This is a genomic window from Brucella sp. BE17, from assembly GCF_039545455.1.
GTDB lineage: Bacteria > Pseudomonadota > Alphaproteobacteria > Rhizobiales > Rhizobiaceae > Brucella.
This window is the reverse complement of sequence record NZ_CP154467.1, coordinates 197,155-214,052: the sequence shown is the minus strand read 5'-3', so window position 1 is coordinate 214,052 and position 16,898 is coordinate 197,155. Positions and strand designations below refer to the sequence as shown.

The following is a 16,898-nucleotide window of genomic DNA, read 5'->3' as shown; positions in this document are numbered from 1 at the left end:
GTATTCCCCGTGAGGGTTCTCTCTCATACCCGCTGCATGCTTTGAGCAAACATAAGGCAATTCCTTGATCCTACAATAGAGCCGCTCGGCCCGTTTGTCTTTGCGGCATTGTGCGCCGCTTATATTCTTTTAGCTTCCGTTCTTCACCGTATCGGGCTTTGCACTCGCAACCGGCTTCGGCGGAGACGTGGGCTTGTCGATGGGGAAAAACGTATAGGACAGTGTAATCGTCTGTACGTCTTTAAGGTCGGGATCGTTAACGATTTCCGGGTCGACGAAGAACACCACCGGCATTTCCATATCCTCGCCCGGTTGAAGCGCTGTATCGGTGAAGCAGAAACACTCGACCTTGTTGAAATAAGCCCCGGCGCGACCAGGTGCTACATTGAAGCTGGCACGACCATAGCTTGCCTCGCTGAACAGGTTCTGCGCTTCATATTTGATCAACTTGGTTTCGCCGATACGCACCACGACCTCGCGCTCGACAGGCTTGAAATCCCATGGCAGGCCGTTGGCCGTATTGGCGTCAAAACGCACCTTGATCGTCTTATCGAGGATGGTGTCGGAATATTGCTCCACACGCTGCGTGGTCCCGCCATAACCTGTAACCTGACAAAAAATCCGGTAAAGCGGTACGGAAGCATAGGCCGCACCCACCATGCAGATAAAAAACGAAAGGCAGGCAACCGCAATCGTTCGGTTGGAACGCTGCTGGCGTTTCAGCTTCTCATCTACAATATCACTTTGCCGATCTGCCATGGCTTTCTCCCGTTTCCCTCCCGAAACTTTATGTTACAGCGGTCGCGCCAGTATATTCGCACCAAGCTTGGCCAACGTGCCGACATAGACCAGCACCACGAACAGAACCAGCGCAATAGCGAGCCCGAACGAGCGGTTACGCTGCGCCTTTTTCTGCCGCTCGGTCGGAGCCACCAGCTCCAGCTTGTCGTCGTCCATCGGCTTGTCGATGGTCTTTTCCATTATAGTACTCCAAAGGCGTTGAGCGCCTTAAGCGTCAGGGCTTCAAAAAGCAGAGTCGCAAACAGCCCGCTCAGATAAAGAAGCGAAAAGCGGAACAGTTTTCGAGCGGCAGCGAGCATTGAGGGTTGTGAATCCGCCCGCCACAGACGCCAAGCATAATAAATAAAAGCCGCCCCGAACAGGATCGCGATCGCGCCGTAAACAGGGCCGGCAAAGCCAAGAACCCATGGCAGCACACCCACGGGCGCCATCAGCAGCGTATAGAACATCGCCTGACGGCGGGTGGAAAGCTCGCCCTTGACATTGGGCATCATCGGAATGCGGGCTGCCTCATAATCATTGCTCGAAAACAGCGACAGCGCCCAGAAATGCGGCGGCGTCCACAAAAAGATGACCATGAAAAGCACGACACTGTCGAGCGTGATCTCACCTGTTGCAGCCGCCCAGCCGATCATCGGCGGGAAGGCTCCTGCAGCACCGCCAATGACAATGTTCTGCGGCGTCGAGCGTTTGAGCCACATTGTATAAACGACGGCATAAAAGAAGATTGTGAAGGCAAGCAACGCCGCCGACAGCCAGTTGACCATCAGTCCCAGTGTCATAACCGAAAAAACCGACAGCGTGAGGCCAAAGGCCAGAACCTGATTGGGCGTAATGATGCCTGCAGGAACGGGACGGTTTTTCGTGCGCTTCATCACCGCGTCGATATCGGCATCATACCACATATTGAGCGCGCCCGATGCACCCGCACCCACCGCGATGCACAAAATGCTGATGGTCGCCAGAACCGGATTCATATGGCCCGGCGCCAGCATGAGACCGACCAGCCCCGTGAATACCACCAGAGACATCACCCGGGGTTTGAGCAGAATAAGGTAGTCGCGAGCCGTTGCCTCCGACAGAGAGGCAATTCCATCGCCAACCGTATTTTTTTCCACCAGAGACATTTTATTCCAATAACCTCGAATTCATCGAACTCGACCCACATCTCCCTAAAGATGCGAGCGAACCGATACAGACATTCCTCCCGAAGAAAGCACTGTCTGCCCCGACAGGCGTACCGATTGACGGCCTAATGACACACGCGGCTATGGGCAAAACACAATGCTGCCCACCCATAGCACATTTTTCAGCAAGGGGTGAAGGCTCTAAACCCCTCACCCACGCGCGCATGGTTACTTGATGCGCGGCAACTGTTCCCACTGGTGGAACGGTGGCGGTGACGAAAGCTGCCATTCGAGCGTCGTCGCACCCTCACCCCACGGATTTGCACCGGCCTCACGCTTCTTCGCGAAAGCGTCAAAGACGTTGTAGAGGAAGATCAGTACGGCAAAGCCCGAAATGTAGGAGCCGTAGGACGACACCATGTTCCAGCCCGCATAGGCATCGGGGTAATCGATATAACGGCGTGGCATACCGGCAAGGCCGAGGAAATGCTGCGGGAAGAACACAAGGTTCACGCCGATGAAGGTGACCCAGAAATGCAGCTTCGCCGTGAACTCGTTATACATATAGCCGCTCATCTTCGGGAACCAGTAGTACCAGCCTGCGAAGATCGCGAACACAGCTCCCAGTGACAGCACGTAATGGAAATGCGCCACCACGTAATAGGTATCGTGCAGAGCACGATCGAGACCAGCATTGGCGAGCTGCACACCCGTCACACCACCAACAGTGAACAGGAATATGAACCCGATGGCCCACAGCATGGGCGCGCGGAAGGTAATCGACCCGCCCCACATGGTGGCAATCCACGAGAATATCTTGATGCCGGTGGGCACCGCGATCACCATGGTTGCGAATACGAAATAGCGCTGCGTATCAAGCGACAGACCGACCGTATACATATGGTGCGCCCAGACCACGAAGCCGACCACACCGATGGCGACCATGGCATAGGCCATGCCAAGATAGCCGAAGATCGGCTTGCGCGAGAAGGTCGAGACAATGTGGCTGACAATACCAAAGCCCGGCAGGATCAGAATGTAGACTTCCGGGTGACCAAAGAACCAGAACAGGTGCTGGTAGAGGATCGGATCACCGCCACCATCGGGCGTGAAGAAGGAAGTGCTGAAATTGCGGTCGGTGAGCAACATGGTGATGCCGCCTGCCAGAACCGGCAGAGACAAGAGCAGCAGGAATGCTGTCACCAGCACGGCCCAGGCAAACAGCGGCATCTTGTGCAGCGTCATGCCCGGTGCGCGCATGTTCAAAATCGTGGTGATGAAGTTAATCGCGCCGAGAATCGACGACACACCGGAGACGTGGATGGCAAGAATTGCGAAATCCACTGCCGGTCCCGGCTGCCCGGTCGTCGAGAAAGGTGGATAAAGCGTCCAGCCGCCGCCCGGTCCCCATATGCCAGGGCCTGCGGGCATGAACAGCGAAATCAGCAAAAGCGCCAGCGCAGGCGGCAAAAGCCAGAACGAGATGTTGTTCATGCGCGGGAACGCCATATCAGGCGCGCCGATCATCAGCGGGATCATCCAGTTCGCGAAACCACCGATCAACGCAGGCATGACCATGAAGAAAATCATGACCAGCGCGTGCGCAGAGGTAAACACATTGAACATGTGCTTGCCGGCATCAAGCGCTGCATCGCCTTCCACGCCATAGACCATTGCGGCGAGGCCGTGGAAGATTTGAATGCCGGGTTCCTGCAATTCCGCGCGCATGGCGATCGACAAAGCGCCGCCGATGATGCCGGACATGATTGCAAAAATCAGGTACAGGGTCCCGATGTCTTTATGATTGGTAGAATAGACCCAGCGCACCCAGCCGCGCGGCTTGTGGTCATCATGGGCATGTTCGTTAGCTGCTGTGCCAGCCATGGAATTCGCTCCCGTTTTTCAACAGTTTGGCGTTCGGGATCAGAAACCCGCCGCAGCCACTTTATCTTTTGAATCGCCTTCGACGACTGCTTGCAACGCCTTGTTCGCACCATCGAGGTCCGATCCGGCAGCAGCGATCCAGGTATCATATTGTTCTTTCGAGACAACACGCACGGCAATCGGCATAAACCCATGGTCCTTGCCGCAGAGCTCCGAGCACTGGCCGTAATAAAGGCCTTCCTTGTCGGCCTTGAACCAGGCTTCGTTGATGCGTCCTGGGACAGCGTCCATTTTTACGCCAAAGGCGGGAATCGTCCATGAATGGATGACATCACCGGCCGTCACCAGCAGACGCACCGTTTCGTCGACAGGCACGACAACCTCGTTATCGACCGCAAGCAAGCGCGGATAGCGGGCCTTGTCTTCCTTACCAGCACTCGCGCGGTCATCATCTTTCAAGAGCAGCGAATCAAAGCTCACCGGCGTTTCAAGCTGATATTCATAGCTCCAGTACCACTGGTTGCCGGTCGCCTTGACGGTCAACGTCGGGTCATCCGGTGAATATTGCGCGGTCAGCAACTGGAACGAGGGAACCGCCAGAAACAGCAGGATGATCACAGGACCGATGGTCCAGACCACTTCGACTGCCGTATTGTGGCTGGTCTTGGATGGTTCGGGGTTGACGCTTGCACGAAAGCGCAAGGCGACCACGACCAAAAGCGCGAGAACCAGCAAGGTAATCGGAATAATGAACCAGAGCGAATAACGCTCAAACCAATGGATCTGCGCGGCTATGCCGGTCGCAGCTTCCTGAAATCTCCATTCCCACGGACGCGGCATATCCGCCAACGCGGAGCCGGTCATCCACAGCATGGCAGCAGCGCCAACGACGGCACCCCTCGTTGTGGCAACAATTTTATCCACCAGTAGTCTCTCCCTTTTCGCCCTTTCAGGCTGGACGCCGGACGTCAGACGACCGCATCCCCATCGGCGTTCAAGCACACCTTATCCTACACCGCAAGCAAGGCGAATACGTTCCTGTGCGGCATTTTTGCGCGCAGCCACTCATCAAACCGCAGCGCACACGCCCCTTGCATACGCAAAATACTGTAAACTTGGGAAAAACATGCGATTCCCATAATGAAGCCATGATTTGAAAAGAGATTTCGCCTATTGTGTCATGTGACGAGCAAAGCAAACGTCATCGTTGCTATGATGGTTACGGCGGCAAAAACGCTTCCCCAAGCGCTTTTCATCGCCGATTGTGCCCATTAACGTCACACTGATTCGATTTGGGATTCGATCACGGATTCAATCTGGAGATTTCATGACTGTCCGCATGCTTGCCCGCCGCACGATCACCAAGCGCCTGACGGCCCTTGCCGCTGGTATCACCCTGTCGCTGGGTGCCTTCACGCTGCCCTCCGCAGCCCAAACACCAGCGCCGCAACAAGCGCCAGCGCCTTTGCAGACACCGGAGCAGGCACCCGCAGCCCAGTCGCAGGCAGCCCCTGCCAATCCACAACAGAGTGGTAAGCTCAAGTCGCAGCACGGCGCATGGTCCATCCTATGCGACACGCCCGCCGGTGCAAAAACCGAACAATGCGCACTTATCCAGAATGTGGTTGCCGCCAAGCGCCCTGAACTGGGACTTTCGGTGGTGGTTCTAAAAACTGCTGATAACAAGGCGCGAATTTTACGCGTGCTGGCACCACTTGGTGTGCTGTTGCCCAATGGTCTGGGCCTCAATGTCGACGGCAAGGATATTGGTCGCGCCTATTTCGTACGCTGTTTTGAAGACGGCTGCTATGCGGAAGTCATTCTTGAAGACGAACTTTTGAAGACGCTTCGCACCGGCAAGGCCGCAACATTTATTGTGTTCCAGACACCAGAAGAAGGTGTTGGCATTCCGGTGGATTTGAATGGGCTTGGTGAGGGCTTCGACGCTCTCCCCTGATTAAGTCTCTACAACATCGACCCGAGAATCACTATTTTCGCTATGCTATAGACCCAATTACAAACCACATCGTCTTACGAGCGGTTGTCCTCAAGCAATTTACGGCTTACATCCTGCGGTATAAAAAATACCGCAGGATTATTTTTATGAAAAACCTGATCGACAGTTTCGACGCCAGCCGTGACGACATTGAGCGCCTCGTCGCGCAGAGCCTCAAAGGCAGCGACGACGGCGAACTGTTCATGGAATATCGCGAGGCCGAAGCGCTCGTCTTCGACAATGGGCGACTCAAAACCGGCTCTTTCAATCAGGATCAGGGCTTTGGCCTGCGCTCGGTTGCGGGCGAAACAATCGGCTATGCCCATGCAGGCGATCTGTCGCTTGCAGCCCTCAAACGCGCGTCCGACGCGGTGTCAGCGACGTTGAAAGGCTATGGCGGCTCTTATGCGAGTGCGCCAGCAGGCACCAACCGTCATCTTTATACGGATGAAAATCCAATTGGCGCACCGGGCTTTGACGAAAAAGTGCAGCTTTTGCAAAAGATCGATGCCTATCTGCGCGACAAGGACCCCAAAGTACGACAGGTGTCCGTTTCGCTGGCCGCTTCGTGGCAGCAAGTCGAAATCCTGCGTGCCGACGGCCATTTCGTACGCGATATCCGCCCGATGGTGCGCCTGAGCGTTGCAGTCATTGCCGGCAATGGCGAGCGGCAGGAATCCGGCTCGCACACGGTTGGCGGACGCAAGGGGTTTAGCGGGTTCATCACGCAATCAAGCTGGCAACATGCAGCCGACGAAGCGCTGAGACAGGCACTGGTCAATCTCGATGCCATTCCCGCCCCCGCAGGCACATTCGACATCGTGCTTGGCAATGGCTGGCCCGGCGTCATGCTGCATGAAGCCGTCGGCCATGGACTTGAAGGCGACTTCAACCGCAAGAAGACCTCTGCTTTCGCAGGCCTGATGGGTGAACAGGTAGCAGCCAAGGGCGTGACGGTCATCGATGACGGCACCATTGCCGAGAGGCGCGGTTCGCTCACCATCGATGATGAAGGTACGCCCACCAACCGTACCGTGCTGATCGAGGACGGAAAGCTTGTCAATTACATGCAGGACCGCCAGAATGCACGGCTGATGGGCATGCAGGCCACCGGAAATGGGCGGCGCGAATCCTATGCTCATGCACCCATGCCGCGCATGACCAACACAATCATGCTCTCGGGCGACAAAACGCCGGAAGAAATAATCTCTTCCACGAAAAAGGGCATTTACGCCGTATCGTTTGGTGGTGGGCAGGTCGACATCACCTCAGGCAAATTCGTGTTCGGTTGCACCGAAGCTTATATGATCGAGGATGGCCGGATCGGCGCGCCGATCAAGGGTGCCATGCTGATCGGCAATGGTCCCGACGCCATGAAGCGTATTTCTATGATCGGCAATGACAGCAAACTCGATACCGGCAGCGGCAATTGCGGCAAGGGCGGACAATGGGTGCCGGTCGGCGTCGGCCAGCCACATTTGCGCATGGATCAGGTGACGGTCGGCGGCACCGCTATTTGACGATAATGCCCGACTGTGCTCCATTCAATGTTCATGGAGCTGGAGAGGATGATGCCTGAAACGCCTTACGACTGGAGCGGCAAGCATGGGAGCAAGCGCAGCACACAAAAGCGAATGCTTGTCATGACCGCCATCATCATGGGCGGTTTGATCCTCGTGCTCGGCATGGTCGATGGCCTGCTGATCCTGCTGGGCTGAATGCTGCGGGTTTATGAAATAGACTGCACGGACATCAAAACGCCGTATGAGCTTTGGCAGCGCTATCTTGCAGCCGTGCCTGCCCATGACGCACAGTCTTTTGGCTACACACTCGATTCCTTTTGGGATGGTGTGCAATGGCGTGGCCCCGGCTGGCCGGGGGAATGCGAACTGATGTTCACAAACAGTGCCACTCTTGAGGGGCTGCTCACGTTGGGCGGCAAGCCTTTTCTTCCGGCCTTCCGGCAATTGATCGCGGACACCGACCGTATCAAGATCACGCTTGATTAATCCGATCGCTTTTCAGTCACATAGTCGATGAAAGCACGCAGCGGCTTGGGCATGAAGCGGCTTGAAAAATAAAGCCGTGGACCATCAAAAGACGGCCACCAATCAAAGAGAACTGGCACCAGAGCACCGGTTTCAATATGCGGGTCAAGCCAGTTGCGAAACGTATAGATCAACCCGTGGCCTGCCAATGCCAGATCGAGCATTGCCGATGTTCCGGCCGTCGCCATGATCAGCCGCGCGGTTGGGTCAATGACAAGCGTTTCGTCATCCTTCTCGAATTCCCACTCGGTCAGTGCGCCGCTCGCAAAACGTGCCCGGATGCATTCGTGCGCCACCAGTTCGCTCGGGTGCTGCGGTATACCACGCCGTTTCAGGTAGGCCGGTGCGGCGGCAAGCCCGCTCCATTGCCGACGCGGGCCGATGGGAACCGCAATCATATCCTGCGCCAGATGCTCACCATAACGGATGCCCGCGTCGCACCCGAGCGCATTGACGTCGATCAGCCGATCATCGACCATCACCTCGACCTGCACTCCGGGATGGGCCGCCAGAAAGCCATCAATCAAGGAAGGCAGAATATCGATCATGACAGCGCCCGGCACATTGAGCTTGAGCCGCCCCCGCACCTCGCTTTGCGAACTTGCGGCATCGTCAAGTGCGGCGCGCGCCTCTGCAATCACCGGCCCGATGCGTTCGGCCAGCGCATGGCCCGCCTCGGTAAGCCGCACGCTGCGCGTGGTGCGCGTGAAAAGCGGCACGCCAAGGCGCGCCTCCAGCCGCGACACGGTTTCGCTGACCATAGAGGGCGAGACACCGAGCCAGCGCGCCGCCATGCGAAAGCCGCCTGCCCGACTGACAGCCAGAAAGATTGATAGGTCATCAAGAGAGGGTGGAGAGTGATTGTTCGGCATAGCGAACAACGTATTCGCTTCAACCTATATTTTCAATGCGCGCGCGATCAGTCATTGTGCGATGTAAAGGAGAGTCCACATGACCGATCTATCCTCCCCATCCCTGAACATACCGGCTGCTGCCGCTGGCCGTTTCACATTTGCCGACACCACCATTTCCGTCAACCGCATGGGCTATGGCGCAATGCAGCTTGCCGGTCCGCATGTGTTTGGTGAACCGCGCGACGCCGACGAGGCGCGTGCTGTGTTGCGCGATGCAATCCAACTCGGCGTCGATCATATCGATACCAGCGATTTCTATGGCCCCCATGTCACCAATCGGCTCATCCGTGAAGCGCTGCACCCCTACCCTGAACACCTCACCATTGTCACCAAAGTGGGCGCATGGCGCGACGACAAAGGCGACTGGATTCTGGAACGCAGCGCCGATTTCCTGCGCCAGTCAGTTCTCGACAATCTCGAACGTCTCGGTCTGGAACAAATGACCGTCGTCAATCTGCGCATGGGCGCGCCAGAAGACGATATCGCAACGCCGATGCGCGCGATGAAGGCGATGCAGGACGAGGGCTTGATCGCACATATCGGGATCAGCAATGTCGATGCAGCCCAGCTTGCAATCGCACGCGATATCGCGCCCGTGGTCTGCGTGCAAAACCAGTATAATCTGGTCTATCGCGAAAACGACGCCATCATCGATCAGTTGGCCGAAGACGGCATCGCCTTCGTGCCCTTCTTCCCACTTGGCGGTTTCAGTCCTTTGCAGACGGAACAGCTCAACCGTGTGGCCGAAGATTTGGGCGAAACCGCACAAAGCGTGGCGCTGGCCTGGCTGTTAGCGCGTAGCTCCAACATCCTGCTCATTCCCGGCACGTCGCGGCGTACGCATCTGCGCCAGAACATCGCTGCAGCAAGCCTGACCTTGAGCGATGATCACAAGGCGCGGCTTGATGCGATTGCTAATCTGGGCTGACAAACGGCTAACAAAAAGCCCATGCGGGGAACCCCTCCGCATGGGCTTTTTGTTTAATAAAATAGGTGTTTACGCCCCCGGTTCTTCCTCCAGCAGGCCTCCGACGAAATCGAACAGGCCGGGACGGCGGTCGCGGCGCAGCCGCTCGGCTGTGATGATGCCCTTGATCCCCGCATAGGAGCGCTCAAGGTCTTCATTGATGACGATATAGTCGTAATTCACCCATTTCTGGATTTCAAAACGCGCATTGTGCAGTCGCGTTTCGATCACATCCGCCGCATCTTCGGCGCGGCGGTTGAGACGGTTCTGCAATTCATGCATGCTCGGCGGCAGGATGAAGATCGACACCACGTCGGCGGGCATCTTTTCCTGCAACTGCTCAGCACCCTGCCAGTCGATATCGAACAGCATGTCCTGACCATCGGCCAGCGCCTCTTCCGCCGTGCGGCGCAGCGTGCCGTAGAAATTACCGTGAACCTGTGCCCATTCGATCAGTTCGTCATTGTCGCGCAGACGCTCGAATTCACGCGCCGTAATAAAATGATAATGCACACCGTTGATCTCGCTTGGGCGGCGCTCACGCGTCGTCACCGAGATCGACAGCGACAGCTTCATGTCGGGATCGTTGAGCAATTGCCGGGCGATGGTGGATTTTCCGGCTCCCGAGGGCGAGGAGATCACCACCATCAGGCCCCTGCGCGCAACGCCATTTTCAACCGAAGAGATGGCCATGATGCTGTTTACTCCAGATTCTGTACCTGTTCGCGAAACTGATCCACGGCCGCCTTCAGCTCCAGCCCGAGGGCTGTGATCGACGCCGCGTTCGACTTGGAACACAATGTATTGGCTTCACGATTAAATTCTTGTGAAAGAAAATCGAGTTTGCGACCAATCGGTCCGCTATCGTTAAGCAATTTTCGCGCCGATGCCACATGCGTGTCGAGCCGGTCCAGCTCCTCGCGAATATCCGCCTTGGTGGCGAGGAAGGCTGCTTCCTGATAAAGCCGCGCTTCGTCGAGTTCGCGTGCACTGTCGAGAAGAAGCGCCACTTGGCCCGCAAGTTTGGCCCTGATCGCTTCGGGCTCTCGTGACGGGTCGCTGCGCGCTTTCGCCGTCAATTGCCCGATCGTATCGACATGACCGGAAAGGATCGCAAATAATGCCTCACCTTCGGATTGCCGCGCTTCGGTCATATTGCTCAGTGCGCCCTCGAAGGCCGATATCACAGCTGCTTCAAGGCCCGCGCGCGCACCTTCATCGTCGGCAGCCTGTGCCTGGTCTATGATACCACGCAAAGCGAAAATCCCGTCGACGCTTGCGGGTCGCAAGCCATGGCTTGCCTGCAAATCCGTGCCGAGCGTCAACACTTTCGCCAACATAGCATGGTTGATGACAAACTGCTGTTGGTCCTCGCTTCGCTCAACGGTGAGGCTTGCCTGAAAATTGCCGCGCGAGAAATAACGCGCAAGTTGCGAGCGCACCGGATGTTCGACCGCCTCCAGCCCCTGCGGCAGGCGCAGGCGCATATCCATCCCCTTGCCGTTGACTGAACGCAACTCCCAGGTGATGCGCGTCTCGCCACTGCCGCCATCATAGCTGGCTGCGTGACGTGCAAATCCGGTCATACTCTGGAGCGCCATATATGCTTTTCCCCATAAGGACGCCAGCCTTTCAAACCCGCCGTTACTGACCGGTATTGAGTTGCTGCTCCTGACTCTTCTGTTGTTCTATTGCCCGCCATTTGCGCACATTGGCATTATGCTCCTGCAAGGTTTTTGCAAAAACATGCCCGCCAGTACCGTCGGCCACGAAGAAAAGATCTTCCGTGTCGAGCGGATTGGCAACCGCCTCAAGGGCTGCCTTGCCCGGATTGGCTATGGGACCGGGTGGCAGTCCGTTGATGGTATAGGTGTTATAGGGCGTCGGCTTGTCGATATCGGAGCGGAAAATTGGGCGGTTGGATGGCTTGCCGGCTCCACCAAACAGACCATAAATAATCGTCGGATCCGATTGCAGGCGCATAGCCTTGTTCAGACGATTGACGAAAACGGAGGCCACGTGCGGTCGCTCGGCGGCGATGCCGGTTTCCTTCTCAACGATGGAGGCGAGTGTCACAAACTCGTTTCTATCCTTGATCGGAAGATCCGGACGGCGCTTGGCCCATGCCTCATCAATCAGCTGTTCCTGAGAGGTGATCATGCGCTTGATGATTTCCTCACGCGTTGTTCCACGCGTGAAATGCAGCGTATCAGTAAACAGCGAGCCTTCTGGCGGCATATCCTTGGGCATGTCCCCAACAAGAATAGGGTCAGCCTCGATGCGGTCGAAAATTTGCTTGACCGTCAGCCCCTCTGGGATGGTCAATGGATACATGATCGACTTGCCGCTAATGAGAATATTCATCACGTCACGCATGGTCGCACCGGTGGGAATGGCATATTCGCCAGCCTTAAGGTCCTTTTCATGACCCAAGGCGCGCATACCAAACCGGAAAATGCGCCCATCGCTGACGATTTCGCGTGCAGCCAAACTGTTTGCAACCTCCGAAATGCCGACGCCGCGCTTGACCACGAAGGTTGTATCGGCCGTCAGAGGACCCTTCGCTTCGAACTGCGCCTTGCCTAAATAGAAAAGCGCCCCTGCCCCCACCATAGCCAGCACGACCAGCGACAGCATGAAATTCAAGAAGACGACGACCTGGCTGCGGGCTTGGCGCGAGCGCTTGTGCGGCGGCGGCGTACCCGGCTCGGGGCGCAGTGTGTGGGAGGCGGATTTCGGCACAAAAGGCTTGGCCGGTGTCCTGGCCGCGGCATCGCCAGAAGCGGCGGAATCAGTTGCAGCAACATCAGAGGTTTCGGCGAGCTCCGGCGTAGCTTGCGCAGATGCCTCGGACTGCGGCTGTTCCTCGCCAGGATTGTTACCGGATTGCTCCTGTGAACTCACTCCATCACCTCGGTCCTATTGTGGCGGCTACAACGTCTGCATTTCCCAGCCTTGTCATTGAGGCGCACAAACATCGTTCTTAAAACCACGTAAAAATTATGTCGGACGGCAAACCACCCCGAAAACAGCTTACTTTAACCATTGCCAGCGATTCTAATTATCGTATCCGGCACTTTTTTGACAAAACGCGGAGAAATCCCCGCGTTTTTCAATATAATTCTTAATCACCCCAGATCGCGCTGATCAGGAATAACGGCGCAGGACCAGCGAAGCGTTGGTACCACCGAAGCCGAAGGAATTCGACAGGGCAATATCGATCTTGCGCTCGCGCGGTTTGTGCGGCACCAGATCGATCCTGGTTTCCACGGCCGGCTTATCAAGATTGAGCGTAGCCGGTGCGATATTGTCGCGAATGGCCAACGTGGAGAAGATGGCTTCCGCAGCACCCGCAGCACCCAGAAGGTGGCCGATCGACGATTTTGTCGAGGACATCGACACCTTCGTGGCCGCATCGCCAACCACGCGCTCCACAGCACCAAGTTCAATGGTGTCGGCCATGGTCGATGTGCCATGCGCGTTGATATAATCGATCTCGTCAGGCGTGATGCCTGCGCGCTTGAGTGCTGCAACCATGCAGCGCTCGGCACCTTCACCGCTCTCGGTGGGTGCGGTGATGTGATAGGCGTCACCCGAAAGCCCGTAACCGATCACCTCAGCATAAATTTTTGCACCGCGTGCAAGTGCATGTTCGAGCTCTTCCAGAACCACCACGCCTGCACCTTCACCCATCACGAAACCGTCGCGATCGTCATCATAGGGGCGCGAGGCGGCTGTTGGGTCATCGTTGCGCTTGGTGGAGAGCGCCTTGCAGGCGGCAAAGCCTGCCAGCGAAATGCGGCTGACGGGCGATTCGGTGCCACCGGCCACCATGACCTCAGCATCGCCGAAGGCAATCAGACGGGCCGCGTCGCCAATGGCGTGCGTACCGGTTGCACAGGCTGTGACCACCGAATGGTTGGGGCCGCGCAGGTTATGCTTGATTGAGACGTGACCGGAAGCAAGATTGATGAGACGTCCGGGGATGAAGAAAGGAGAAATACGGCGCGGACCCTTGTCGCGTAGCGTGTAGCCCGCTTCCACAATGCCCTCGATGCCGCCAATGCCCGAACCAATCAGCACACCGGTACGGGTCTGATCGTCGTCACTTTCCGGATGCCAGTTGGCATCGCTGAGCGCCTGATCGGCAGCTCCGACAGCATAGACGATGAACGGATCGACCTTGCGCTGCTCTTTTGGTTCCATATGGAGATCGGCATTGAAGGTGCCGTTGCTGCCGTCACCCACGGGAACACGGCAGGCGATCTGACAGGCCAGATCATCGACTTCGAATTCGGTGACGCGGCGTGCGCCACTTTCTCCGGCCAGAAGCCGCTTCCACGTTTCTTCGACACCGCTTGCCAGCGGTGACACAAGACCAAGTCCGGTGATGACGACACGCCTCATATTCACCCCTTAAGAATTATCATGCGACAGGCATCGACCCGCAGGCAGACCCCACTGGCAGATCCAATCTGGGCTCTCTTGAGGGATGACGCCCCAGCCGCTTAACTGGAGCCTGCCTTTCAAATGCGATTGAGGACCATACAGCCCCTCATTCAATGGCGCATTCGGGCAGTTTTACGAACCGGCCACCATGCAGCCGTAACACTTAATCTTTAAAGCATACCCACGCAAAAACCGTGAACACCATCCTTAAAGACGAAAAGGACCGGGATTGCCCCAAATTCAGGGAAAACCCAGTCCTTAATCAATTATCGATCAGGCAGAAGCCTTGTCGATAAACTTCACAGCGTCGCCGACTGTGAGGATCGTTTCGGCAGCGTCGTCAGGAATTTCAACGCCGAATTCTTCTTCAAACGCCATGACCAGTTCAACTGTGTCAAGGCTGTCTGCGCCGAGGTCATCGATGAAGCTTGCGCCTTCCGTGACCTTGTCGGCATCTACGCCTAGATGTTCAACAACGATTTTCTTGACGCGCTCTGCGGTATCGCTCATGTCGGAACCTCGACCTGTGTGTTTATTTGCTCTGCCTTGGTTAGCGGCATGCAGGATTGTAATCAAGTTCTAAGATGCCTGCCAAGTGTGGAGCGAGATCGCCCCGACAGTCATCCTGTGAATATTCCTTACGGAATGGAAGTACGGTATCGCCATCTGGATCAGTTCCAAGTGGATTACCGCAACTCTCGATGGGCGCATTACCACGCTTCTTGAGCAAGGCAAAGCGTCTTTTCCTTCTCCACCCCTCATATTAAGGCTTTTTATACCATAAACCGAGGACGGGAAAGGCTTAGATCATGGCCATGCCGCCGTTCACATGCAGCGTCTGCCCGGTGACATAGGCCGCTGCATCGCTGGCAAGATAGACAACAGCCGCGGCAATATCGGCCCCCTTGCCCATGCGCTTCATGGGGATATTGCCCATGATCGCTTCCTTCTGCTTGTCATTGAGCTTGTCGGTCATGGCCGATTCGATAAAGCCCGGTGCAATGCAGTTGACGGTCACATTGCGGCTGGCGATTTCCTGCGCCAACGACTTGGAAAAACCGATAAGGCCCGCCTTGGAGGCGCAATAATTGGCCTGACCCGGATTTCCGGTGACGCCGACAATGGACGTGATATTGATGATACGGCCCTGACGGCGGCGCATCATGGGATGGGTCAGTTCACGCGTCAGGTTGAACACGGAGGTCAGATTGACGTTCAACACAGCGTCCCAGTCCTCGTCGCTCATGCGTACGAAAAGACCGTCGCGCGTAATACCGGCATTGTTGACCAGAATGTCGACGCCGCCCATTTCCTCTTCAGCTTTCTGACCCAATGCCTTGACGGCTTCGCGGTCGGAAAGATTGGCTGGAAAGATAAAAATACGCTCGCCAAGCTCAGCGGCCAGCTCTTTAAGCTTTTCCTCGCGCGTGCCATGCAGGCCGACGATTGCGCCCTTGGCATGCAAAGCGCGGGCGATTTCTTCACCCAACCCTCCGGTAGCACCCGTTACCAAAGCCTTGCGGCCAGTCAGATCAAACATTTCGGATCCTTTAGCTATTAAGCGTTGAGCGAGCCAAGCGCCGCATCTATTTCCTCAGCCGAACCAACCGTGACACCGCTCAAATCTTTTGCGATGCGGCGTGCAAGCCCGGTCAGAACCTTACCCGACCCTACTTCATAAAGCGTGGTGATGCCATTGGCGGCAAACCATTCCACCGTTTCGCGCCAGCGAACCTGTCCGGTAACCTGCTCGACCAGAAGGGCTGCAATTTCATTGGCGTCGGTGACGGGGGCTGCACGCACATTGGCAATGAGCGGCACGACGGGATCGTGCTTTTCCACACTTGCCAACGCCTCGCGCATCGCGTCCGCCGCAGGCCCCATCAGGCTTGAATGGAAAGGCGCCGACACTGGCAGCATGATGGCGCGCTTGGCGCCTTTTCCAGAGGCGAGCGATGCCGCCAGTTCAACGGCAGCCCTGGCACCTGAAATCACCAGCTGTCCACCGCCATTGTCATTGGCAATCTGCACCGGGCCGGAAGACTTCGCTTCCGCGCACACCGCTTCGACATCACCATGTTCAAGGCCGATGATCGCAGCCATGGCGCCTTCTCCGACCGGTACCGCCTTCTGCATGGCATTCCCGCGAATACGCAGAAGACGCGCAGTGTCGGTCAGTGAAAAAGTTCCTGCCGCACAAAGTGCTGAATATTCCCCGAGCGAATGACCGGCCACATAGGAAACCTTGTCTTTTAGCGAAAAGCCCCGCGCTTCCAAGACGCGCAGCGTGGCGATGGAAACGGCCATAAGCGCAGGCTGGGCATTGGCGGTCAGCGTCAGTTTCTCTTCCGGTCCCTCGAACATTGTAACCGATAGTTTTTCACCGAGTGCCGCGTCCACTTCCTCGAAGACAGCACGCGCTTCCGCGAATTGTTCGGCGAGCGCCTTGCCCATGCCGACCGTCTGGCTGCCCTGTCCGGGAAAGGTAAATGCTACCGCCATTGATGCCTCGTTTGCTATAAGAATTTTGCGCGATGTGCCCCAAGACGGGTTGAAAAGTCAACCATTTGTGGATTTTTGACCATCACATGGCTTGCAAACAAGGGGAAAAACACGTAATAGCCGCCCGTTCAATGCTCGGCACCAGCTGGGGGCTGAACGGAGGGCCGTGCCTTTTCGCTTGCAAAAGCGGGATGGCACGTTGGAAATCAT

At 56.6% G+C, this 16,898-nt stretch carries 18 protein-coding genes; 5 read left to right on the top strand and 13 right to left on the bottom strand.

The genetic code is table 11. The annotated features are described in order from the left end of the window. Positions 1-129: 129 nt before the first annotated feature. The 5 genes from AAIB41_RS01060 to coxB form a co-directional block, all read right to left on the bottom strand. Positions 130-759, bottom strand: a complete 630-nt coding sequence (locus tag AAIB41_RS01060) for a cytochrome c oxidase assembly protein (RefSeq protein ID WP_343313778.1) — start codon at positions 757-759, stop codon at positions 130-132. Positions 760-792: 33 nt separating this feature from the next. Then, positions 793-981 (bottom strand): hypothetical protein, encoded by a 189-nt coding sequence (locus tag AAIB41_RS01055; protein WP_343313777.1) that lies wholly within the window; start codon positions 979-981, stop codon positions 793-795. Further along, positions 981-1,928, bottom strand: a complete 948-nt coding sequence (locus AAIB41_RS01050) for a heme o synthase (protein WP_343313776.1) — start codon at positions 1,926-1,928, stop codon at positions 981-983. Before AAIB41_RS01050 ends, AAIB41_RS01055 begins: the two co-directional genes overlap by 1 nt. Before the next feature lie 228 nt (positions 1,929-2,156). Further along, entirely contained in the window at positions 2,157-3,812 is a 1,656-nt protein-coding gene (gene ctaD / locus AAIB41_RS01045) for a cytochrome c oxidase subunit I (RefSeq protein WP_343313775.1), read from the bottom strand. Positions 3,813-3,851: 39 nt separating this feature from the next. Then, positions 3,852-4,685 carry a cytochrome c oxidase subunit II gene (gene coxB / locus AAIB41_RS01040; protein WP_343314763.1) on the bottom strand — a complete coding sequence of 278 codons (834 nt, stop codon included), beginning with the start codon at positions 4,683-4,685 and terminating at the stop codon, positions 3,852-3,854. A 454-nt stretch (positions 4,686-5,139) separates the two neighbouring features. On the opposite strand from coxB, the gene AAIB41_RS01035 reads away from it, so the two are divergent. From AAIB41_RS01035 to AAIB41_RS01020, 4 genes are all read left to right on the top strand, one after another. After that, the gene (locus AAIB41_RS01035) at positions 5,140-5,769 is read left to right on the top strand and encodes an invasion associated locus B family protein (protein ID WP_343313774.1); all 630 of its coding nucleotides are present in this window, start codon (positions 5,140-5,142) and stop codon (positions 5,767-5,769) included. A 146-nt stretch (positions 5,770-5,915) separates the two neighbouring features. Continuing rightward, positions 5,916-7,328 (top strand): metalloprotease TldD, encoded by a 1,413-nt coding sequence (gene tldD, locus AAIB41_RS01030; RefSeq protein WP_343313773.1) that lies wholly within the window; start codon positions 5,916-5,918, stop codon positions 7,326-7,328. Between the two features lie 48 nt (positions 7,329-7,376). Beyond that, positions 7,377-7,526 carry a hypothetical protein gene (locus tag AAIB41_RS01025; protein WP_343313772.1) on the top strand — a complete coding sequence of 50 codons (150 nt, stop codon included), beginning with the start codon at positions 7,377-7,379 and terminating at the stop codon, positions 7,524-7,526. Beyond that, positions 7,527-7,817 carry a hypothetical protein gene (locus AAIB41_RS01020; protein WP_343313771.1) on the top strand — a complete coding sequence of 97 codons (291 nt, stop codon included), beginning with the start codon at positions 7,527-7,529 and terminating at the stop codon, positions 7,815-7,817. Here AAIB41_RS01020 and AAIB41_RS01015 read toward each other — a convergent pair. Next, positions 7,814-8,728, bottom strand: coding sequence for a LysR family transcriptional regulator (locus tag AAIB41_RS01015; RefSeq protein ID WP_343313770.1), 915 nt, complete (start codon positions 8,726-8,728; stop codon positions 7,814-7,816). The two genes, AAIB41_RS01020 and AAIB41_RS01015, sit on opposite strands and share 4 nt — an antisense overlap. A 79-nt stretch (positions 8,729-8,807) precedes the next feature. Between AAIB41_RS01015 and AAIB41_RS01010 the strand changes: the two genes are divergently transcribed. Continuing rightward, positions 8,808-9,698 (top strand): oxidoreductase, encoded by an 891-nt coding sequence (locus tag AAIB41_RS01010; protein ID WP_343313769.1) that lies wholly within the window; start codon positions 8,808-8,810, stop codon positions 9,696-9,698. 69 nt (positions 9,699-9,767) lie between these two features. Here AAIB41_RS01010 and gmk read toward each other — a convergent pair whose 3' ends face one another. The 7 genes from gmk to fabD form a co-directional block, all read right to left on the bottom strand. Continuing rightward, complete coding sequence (gmk, locus tag AAIB41_RS01005) at positions 9,768-10,430, bottom strand: guanylate kinase (protein WP_343313768.1); 663 nt, start codon at positions 10,428-10,430, stop codon at positions 9,768-9,770. Positions 10,431-10,438: 8 nt separating this feature from the next. Next, on the bottom strand, positions 10,439-11,338 hold the full coding sequence (locus AAIB41_RS01000) for a YicC/YloC family endoribonuclease (RefSeq protein ID WP_343313767.1): 900 nt from the start codon (positions 11,336-11,338) through the stop codon (positions 10,439-10,441). A 43-nt stretch (positions 11,339-11,381) separates the two neighbouring features. Continuing rightward, a complete protein-coding gene (gene mltG, locus AAIB41_RS00995; protein WP_343313766.1) occupies positions 11,382-12,641 on the bottom strand; it encodes an endolytic transglycosylase MltG in 1,260 nt (419 codons plus the stop codon). A 243-nt stretch (positions 12,642-12,884) separates the two neighbouring features. Next, positions 12,885-14,144, bottom strand: coding sequence for a beta-ketoacyl-ACP synthase II (gene fabF / locus AAIB41_RS00990; RefSeq protein ID WP_343313765.1), 1,260 nt, complete (start codon positions 14,142-14,144; stop codon positions 12,885-12,887). A 315-nt stretch (positions 14,145-14,459) separates the two neighbouring features. Beyond that, positions 14,460-14,696: an acyl carrier protein gene (locus AAIB41_RS00985; protein ID WP_002963616.1), complete on the bottom strand. Its 237-nt coding sequence runs from the start codon at positions 14,694-14,696 to the stop codon at positions 14,460-14,462. 292 nt (positions 14,697-14,988) lie between these two features. Next, on the bottom strand, positions 14,989-15,726 hold the full coding sequence (gene fabG, locus AAIB41_RS00980) for a 3-oxoacyl-[acyl-carrier-protein] reductase (protein WP_343313764.1): 738 nt from the start codon (positions 15,724-15,726) through the stop codon (positions 14,989-14,991). 17 nt (positions 15,727-15,743) lie between these two features. Next, on the bottom strand, positions 15,744-16,688 hold the full coding sequence (fabD, locus tag AAIB41_RS00975; RefSeq protein WP_343313763.1) for an ACP S-malonyltransferase: 945 nt from the start codon (positions 16,686-16,688) through the stop codon (positions 15,744-15,746). Between the last annotated feature and the right edge of the window lie 210 nt (positions 16,689-16,898).

What these genes read in the sequence shown, in the direction of transcription:
- AAIB41_RS01060 (WP_343313778.1), bottom strand. Translation starts at nt 759, where the DNA reads ATGGCAGATCGGCAAAGTGATATTGTAGATGAGAAGCTGAAACGCCAG.
- AAIB41_RS01055 (WP_343313777.1), bottom strand. Translation starts at nt 981, where the DNA reads ATGGAAAAGACCATCGACAAGCCGATGGACGACGACAAGCTGGAGCTG.
- AAIB41_RS01050 (WP_343313776.1), bottom strand. Translation starts at nt 1,928, where the DNA reads ATGTCTCTGGTGGAAAAAAATACGGTTGGCGATGGAATTGCCTCTCTG.
- ctaD (WP_343313775.1), bottom strand. Translation starts at nt 3,812, where the DNA reads ATGGCTGGCACAGCAGCTAACGAACATGCCCATGATGACCACAAGCCG.
- coxB (WP_343314763.1), bottom strand. Translation starts at nt 4,685, where the DNA reads ATGCTGTGGATGACCGGCTCCGCGTTGGCGGATATGCCGCGTCCGTGG.
- AAIB41_RS01035 (WP_343313774.1), top strand. Translation starts at nt 5,140, where the DNA reads ATGACTGTCCGCATGCTTGCCCGCCGCACGATCACCAAGCGCCTGACG.
- tldD (WP_343313773.1), top strand. Translation starts at nt 5,916, where the DNA reads ATGAAAAACCTGATCGACAGTTTCGACGCCAGCCGTGACGACATTGAG.
- AAIB41_RS01025 (WP_343313772.1), top strand. Translation starts at nt 7,377, where the DNA reads ATGATGCCTGAAACGCCTTACGACTGGAGCGGCAAGCATGGGAGCAAG.
- AAIB41_RS01020 (WP_343313771.1), top strand. Translation starts at nt 7,527, where the DNA reads ATGCTGCGGGTTTATGAAATAGACTGCACGGACATCAAAACGCCGTAT.
- AAIB41_RS01015 (WP_343313770.1), bottom strand. Translation starts at nt 8,728, where the DNA reads ATGCCGAACAATCACTCTCCACCCTCTCTTGATGACCTATCAATCTTT.
- AAIB41_RS01010 (WP_343313769.1), top strand. Translation starts at nt 8,808, where the DNA reads ATGACCGATCTATCCTCCCCATCCCTGAACATACCGGCTGCTGCCGCT.
- gmk (WP_343313768.1), bottom strand. Translation starts at nt 10,430, where the DNA reads ATGGCCATCTCTTCGGTTGAAAATGGCGTTGCGCGCAGGGGCCTGATG.
- AAIB41_RS01000 (WP_343313767.1), bottom strand. Translation starts at nt 11,338, where the DNA reads ATGGCGCTCCAGAGTATGACCGGATTTGCACGTCACGCAGCCAGCTAT.
- fabF (WP_343313765.1), bottom strand. Translation starts at nt 14,144, where the DNA reads ATGAGGCGTGTCGTCATCACCGGACTTGGTCTTGTGTCACCGCTGGCA.
- AAIB41_RS00985 (WP_002963616.1), bottom strand. Translation starts at nt 14,696, where the DNA reads ATGAGCGATACCGCAGAGCGCGTCAAGAAAATCGTTGTTGAACATCTA.
- fabG (WP_343313764.1), bottom strand. Translation starts at nt 15,726, where the DNA reads ATGTTTGATCTGACTGGCCGCAAGGCTTTGGTAACGGGTGCTACCGGA.
- fabD (WP_343313763.1), bottom strand. Translation starts at nt 16,688, where the DNA reads ATGGCGGTAGCATTTACCTTTCCCGGACAGGGCAGCCAGACGGTCGGC.